Origin of the sequence: Arthrobacter sp. H14, from assembly GCF_000520495.1 — a bacterium.
Classification (GTDB): domain Bacteria; phylum Actinomycetota; class Actinomycetes; order Actinomycetales; family Micrococcaceae; genus Arthrobacter_C.
Map to the genome: position 1 here is coordinate 3,736 of NZ_KI914639.1, position 4,057 is coordinate 7,792.

The 4,057-nt window shown below is 65.3% G+C and carries 5 protein-coding genes; all 5 read right to left on the reverse strand.

What is annotated here, in order from left to right; translation table 11 throughout:
* Positions 1-140 (reverse strand): porphobilinogen synthase (locus Y707_RS30520; protein ID WP_503487604.1); only part of this gene is annotated, 140 nt, incomplete at its 3' end.
* Positions 137-1,048, reverse strand: coding sequence for a uroporphyrinogen-III synthase (locus tag Y707_RS0105820; RefSeq protein ID WP_035780556.1), 912 nt, complete (start codon positions 1,046-1,048; stop codon positions 137-139). The genes Y707_RS30520 and Y707_RS0105820, both read right to left, overlap by 4 nt.
* Positions 1,049-1,050: 2 nt before the next feature.
* Positions 1,051-1,992 carry a hydroxymethylbilane synthase gene (hemC, locus tag Y707_RS0105825; RefSeq protein ID WP_035780558.1) on the reverse strand — a complete coding sequence of 314 codons (942 nt, stop codon included), beginning with the start codon at positions 1,990-1,992 and terminating at the stop codon, positions 1,051-1,053.
* Between the two features lies 1 nt (position 1,993).
* Positions 1,994-3,157, reverse strand: a complete 1,164-nt coding sequence (locus tag Y707_RS0105830) for a ferrochelatase (protein WP_253905077.1) — start codon at positions 3,155-3,157, stop codon at positions 1,994-1,996.
* A gap of 56 nt (positions 3,158-3,213) precedes the next feature.
* Positions 3,214-3,936: a hydrogen peroxide-dependent heme synthase gene (gene hemQ / locus Y707_RS32665; RefSeq protein WP_026534371.1), complete on the reverse strand. Its 723-nt coding sequence runs from the start codon at positions 3,934-3,936 to the stop codon at positions 3,214-3,216.
* Positions 3,937-4,057: the final 121 nt, after the last annotated feature.

Below are 4,057 nucleotides of genomic sequence, written 5' to 3' on the forward strand. Positions count from 1 at the left end.
ATCGGAGCCGGTTCGGCCGCCCCTTCCTTGATGAACGCCGGCAGGATGAGCTCGCGGGCACTGAACGAATTCTCGGCTGTCAGCCGTCGCATGGCCGGGGTGGCGCGCAGCCGGCGCGGGCGGTGGTGGGGGAAACTCACGAATGCTCCTTGCTGGATAAGTTTTCGGATCCTTCACATGCTCCGGGCTTGTCCGGAGCGAAAGCCTGCTCAAGTGCGGTGACGATGCCCTCCGGCGTCGGTTCCGGCGCCACGGCTGCCACGATGAAGCCGCAGCGGGTGGCCTCAGCCGACGTCGGACGTCCAATGGCGACTACTTTGACCAAACGGTTCAGCTGCGCACATTCTTCCCGCACCCGGCGGGCCGCGCTCGGGGAGGTCAGCACGACGGCGTCGATCCCGCCATCGCGCTGGCGTTGGGCGAAGTCGTCCGCGTACAGAACCTCCACCTGGGCCTGACGGTCCGCGGGTCCCGGCAGGGAGAGCGGCCGAAGCAAACTGCGTTCCGGGTCAGCCGGAGAGTCGACCGTGTGATAAGCAGCGACGGCGACGACGTCGGCACCCAGTTCGATCAGGCCCTTCCGGAGTGCCGGGTCGGCAATGTCGGCCTGCGGCAACAGAACGGTCCCAGCGAGGGAGGCGGAGGCCCACTCTTCGAGCAGCCCCTGGCCGGACCGCTCGCCGGCAGGAACCAGGTCAACCCGGATCCCTTCCGCCTCAAGGGTCCGGCAGGTGGTTGCTCCGACGGCCGCCACACGGGTCCGGTTCGGTACCAGGGTTTCCATCTCCAAGCCCAGGACCATCGCCCGCTGGGCCAGTGCCCGGACGGTGGTGATACTCGTGACGACGAGCCAGTCGAAACTGCCGCGGGCAAGTTCCAGCACGGCGGCGTCCAGCTCACCGGTATTTGCCGGGACCTCAAAGTCGATGACAGGGAACAGCACCGGCTCGGCACCGGCCAGTTCCAGGGCTTCCAGCATGGCGCCGGCACGATCAGGGCTTCGGGTCAGCGCGACCGTCCGCCCGGACAACACGGATAGTGGTGTCATGCCTATTCGGCCAGCGGAGTCAGGGTTGCCGCTCCCGCTTCCAGCAGCTTCTCCGCCAGCTCCACCCCGAGCGAACGTGCGCCCAGCAGGCTCACATCGTCGGTTTCCACCGACCGGCGGATGATCTGCGATCCGTCCGGATTGCAGACGACTGCCTCGAGGGACAGCCTGTCGCTGGTAACTGAGCCGAGCGCTCCAATCGGTGCCGTGCACCCTGCTTCCAACCGGGACAACAGGGCACGCTCGGCCGTGACAGACAACCGGGTCGCTTCATGGTCGTAGGCCGCCAACGCCTTGGCCAGGGCGGAACTGGAATGATCGGCTTCACTGCGGCATTCGAGAGCGAGCGCACCTTGCGCCGGTGCGGGCAGCATGACCGATGGATCCAGGAATTCAGTGACGACTTCCAGTTTGCCAAGCCGTTCCAGGCCAGCGGCAGCAAGCACGACGGCGTCCAGGTCGCCCGGCGCGACCCTCCCCAGCCGTGTCTCCACATTGCCGCGGATATCGACGACTTCCAGGTCCGGACGGGCGGCAAGAATCTGCGCACCCCGGCGGGGTGAACCCGTGCCGATCCTGGATTCGGGCGGAAGCTCGGCGAGGGTCAGACCGTCCCGTGCACATAGGGCATCGCGGTAGTCCACGCGGGGCGGAATGGCAGCGACGTCCAGGTCGCTGGCGGGCTCGGTGGGAAGGTCTTTGAGCGAGTGGACCGCGACGTCGCACTGTCCGCGCAACAGCGCATCACGAAGCGCCGTGACGAAGACGCCGGTGCCGCCGATCTGTGTCAGCGAGCCTTTGAAGACGTCGCCTTCGGTTTTGATTTTGACGAGTTCGACGTCGAAGCCGCCCAGTTCGGCAAGCTCATCCGCCGCCGTGCCCGTTTGGGTCATGGCCAGCGTGCTGCCGCGGGTGCCAAAGCGCACAGGCTCTGTTGCGTTCATCTCAAGCATCCTTCGCGTCGCTTCCGGCGATGGTCGGCTTGGCACCGCGGAGGTTGGCGCAGCAGCCAGGAGTACAGACGTCATACCAGGGACCGAGATCCGTCACGGCCGGCCGATCGGAAATATTGTTCCCCACCGTCCGTTCACAAACCAGGTCGACGAGCCCGGCCACGAATTTTTCATGCACGCTCGGCGTCGGCACTCGGACGACGGCGAAGCCCAGCCCCAACGAAGTGTCCATCGCTTCGGTGTCCAGGTCCCAGACGACTTCCATGTGGTCGCTGACGAAGCCAAGCGGAACGATGACGACGCCCTTGGTGCCCGCGGCTGCAAGCTCTTCCAGCTTGTCGTTAATGTCCGGTTCGAGCCAGGGCGTGTGCGGCGAGCCGCTGCGCGACTGGTACACCAGCGACCACGGAGTACTGCTCTCCCCGGTCGCCTCCAGAATGGCTTCGGCCGCGGCAAGGTGTTGTGCGACGTAGGCGCTGGACTCAGCGAATTCCCGGTTACGGGGACCGGACGCTTCGGCGTCGGCGGTCGGAATCGAGTGGGTGCAGAACAGGATATGAACCGCATCCGCGGCGGCAGCGGTGGCAGTACCTGGAGCGGCGGAGCCCGCCGTTTCGATGGCACTGCCGCCGGCGAGCTTGCCGCGGACTTCAGCCAGTCCCGCGCTGACACCTTCTACGAAGGGCGCTACGAAACCCGGATGGTCGAAGTACTGCCGGACCTTGTCCACCTCGAGCTTGCCGGTCAGTCCGGTCTCCTCCAGCGCCATGCCGAAGTCCTCGCGGTACTGGCGGCAGCTGGAGTAACTGGAGTAGGCACTCGTGGTCACGGCCAGCAGCCGGCGGTGGCCGTCGTCGTACGCCTTTTGCAGCGTTTCCGGAATGTAGGGATCCCAGTTGCGGTTGCCCCAGAGCACCGGCAGGTCAATCCCCCGGCGGGCCAGCTCCGCTTCAAGCGCGGCCTTGAGCGCCCGGTTCTGCGCATTGATGGGACTGACGCCGCCATTGGCACGGTAATGATGCGAAACCTCTTCGAGCCGCTCATCCGGAATGCCGCGGCCGCGGGTCACATTGCGCAGGAAGGGAAGGACGTCGTCCTGGCCCTCCGGACCGCCGAAAGAGGCGAGGAATATCGCGTCGTAGTCCTTCGGCTCCATGGCGCGGACGCCGCCGTCGTCGGTCAAGTGGTCGCTCTCGTCGCTTTTTGGGATGCTCACCGGAGCACCTCTGCGATACCTGCCGCATCCGTCCGGCGGCCGGTGTAGAACGGGATTTCCTCGCGGACGTGGTGGCGTGCCTCGGTGTTGCGCAGGTGCCGCATCAGGTCCACCAGGTCGGTCAGTTCCGGCGCTTCCAGCCCGAGGATCCATTCCCAATCGCCCAGCGCGAAGGAGGAAACGGTGTTGGATAGCACCTGCGGGAAGTCGCGGCCGAGCATGCCGTGGTCGCGGAGCATCTTGGAGCGCTCTTCGCTGGGCAGGGTGTACCACTCATAGGAGCGGACGAACGGGTAGACGCAGAGCCATTCTTCGGGGCTCACACCACGGAAAAAGGCCGGCGAGTGGTTCTTCGCGAACTCCGCCTCGCGGTGCGTGCCCATCGCCGACCAGGCGATTTCGGTTCCCGCAAACAGTTCATGCCGGCGGATCCTGCGCATCCCAGCCTGGAGGTCCTCCGCCTTGGGACCGTGCAGCCAGACCATCACATCGGCGTCGGCGCGCATGGCGGACACGTCGTAGAGGCCGCGGACGGTGACATGTTCGGTCGCGAGCTCAGCGGTGAGCTGGTCGAATGTCTCCGCGCCACCGGAACGGTCCACGGCATCGGTGCGCTTGAAAACTGTCCAGAGCGTGTACGTCTGGACGACGCTGCCGGCGCCTTCGCTTTCGGGCTGCTCAGCGGTTTTAGTGACAGATTCATCCAATGTGTGGCTCATGATTAACAGTCTGCCCCTTGCTGATGGCTAAAGTCGAAATACTCGGTTCTACATTATGTAGAAGTGGTTAGTGTCACAACCGGGCGTCCATAACCCTGGTCATAACGGTTCGGGCCGTTCC